Origin of the sequence: Herbiconiux daphne (genome assembly GCF_024979295.1) — a bacterium.
In the GTDB taxonomy this organism is placed as follows: domain Bacteria; phylum Actinomycetota; class Actinomycetes; order Actinomycetales; family Microbacteriaceae; genus Herbiconiux; species Herbiconiux daphnes.
Genome location: NZ_JANLCJ010000108.1, coordinates 1 through 1241, shown reverse-complemented (window position 1 = coordinate 1241; position 1241 = coordinate 1). Strand labels below are relative to the sequence as shown.

At 36.0% G+C, this 1241-nt stretch carries 3 protein-coding genes; all 3 read left to right on the top strand.

Translation table 11 applies throughout. From position 1 onward, the window contains the following. Positions 1–243: 243 nt before the first annotated feature. The 3 genes from N1032_RS23370 to N1032_RS23360 are packed head-to-tail and all read left to right on the top strand — an operon-like array spanning position 244 to position 1077. Positions 244–534, top strand: coding sequence for a hypothetical protein (locus tag N1032_RS23370; protein WP_259542744.1), 291 nt, complete (start codon positions 244–246; stop codon positions 532–534). 13 nt (positions 535–547) lie between these two features. Beyond that, the gene (locus tag N1032_RS23365; RefSeq protein ID WP_259542743.1) at positions 548–721 is read left to right on the top strand and encodes a hypothetical protein; all 174 of its coding nucleotides are present in this window, start codon (positions 548–550) and stop codon (positions 719–721) included. Between the two features lie 59 nt (positions 722–780). Continuing rightward, positions 781–1077 carry a hypothetical protein gene (locus tag N1032_RS23360; protein WP_259542742.1) on the top strand — a complete coding sequence of 99 codons (297 nt, stop codon included), beginning with the start codon at positions 781–783 and terminating at the stop codon, positions 1075–1077. Positions 1078–1241 lie beyond the last annotated feature (164 nt).

Genomic DNA, 1241 nt, shown 5'->3' with positions numbered 1-1241 from the left:
CTACTTTTTGATATTTAAATTTATTTTCCCCATGTTACTATATGTTGACTAACGATTGTTGGTGTGGTAGGCCGATACTTCAACTCAATATAGTTTCAGTACGGTATTATGACTTGACAAATTGTTATTTTCTTTGACTGTGATATAATATTATTTCTTGTTAAACTATTTTATAAAACTATTCCCGGAGAAATTTCTATGTATAATAATAGTCACGACGAAATAACTATTGAAGGACGCAACGTGATCTATTTCTTTGCTAATAGTGTCATTTCTCATTTGAAAAACTGTCACCCTACTGTAAACCTCTCAATTCATGTAAGCTATGACGGTGATAACGCCGTTGTATGGGAGAAGGCAGATAAATCTATTGTCTTTTGGACAATCGGCGTAGATTATGACACAAACGAATTTCTACTCCGTACAATGTTCTTAGACGAAAACGTAGAGATTATTAGTGACACGGTTACAGGTTATGATACAATAAAAGCCGTTCTAGATTTTCTGTCAGACGAAATAAACGTTACCAACTAACAGGACATATACCATGCAAAAGACCATCACTATTTACGTAGTTAAACAAGTAGTTGCCGAAGGTGAAACCGCTAAAGAGGTTAAATTCACCACTCAACGCGAAGCTAAAGCGGCAACTGAACTACTCGCAAAGTTCGACGTTGAAACTGAGATTGAAAAAGCTAAACATACTTTTGAAATCGCTTAACAGTTTTCAACTCAACAACCAACTTTAATTTCAACTTAAATATTAACAGGAATCTCAAAATGACTTTAGATACCAAAGCAAAATTTAACGCACTCCAGAATGCTAAACACATTTTTGCGTTCAAAGAAGAACAAATTGAATTTAAAATCCTCGAAATCGTGGATGCCGAAGTCGGTTGCAAGGCTGTAGTAATGACAAAAGACGGCGAAGTAGAAGGGCTGTTTACTGATTCTGCCTCAGCTAAATACGCCTTAAACGAGGTCTATACTGTTTTCGGTAAAGACCAGCCGTTTATCAAAGTCAACCTTAAAACCACTCCTAAAGGGGCGAGCGTTTATTTCGTCGAAGTCCTGTAAACAGTTGCCGTACCCTCTTTAGGTCTACCCAAGCCCCTTAACCGGGGCTTTTTATTCGAGGAAACTATGAAAAAGTTTAAACGTAATCGACTATCTGTAATGAAATCTATTCTTGATATTAAAATCAAACGTAAAGCTATTACCAATAGTATTTACGGTTTAGA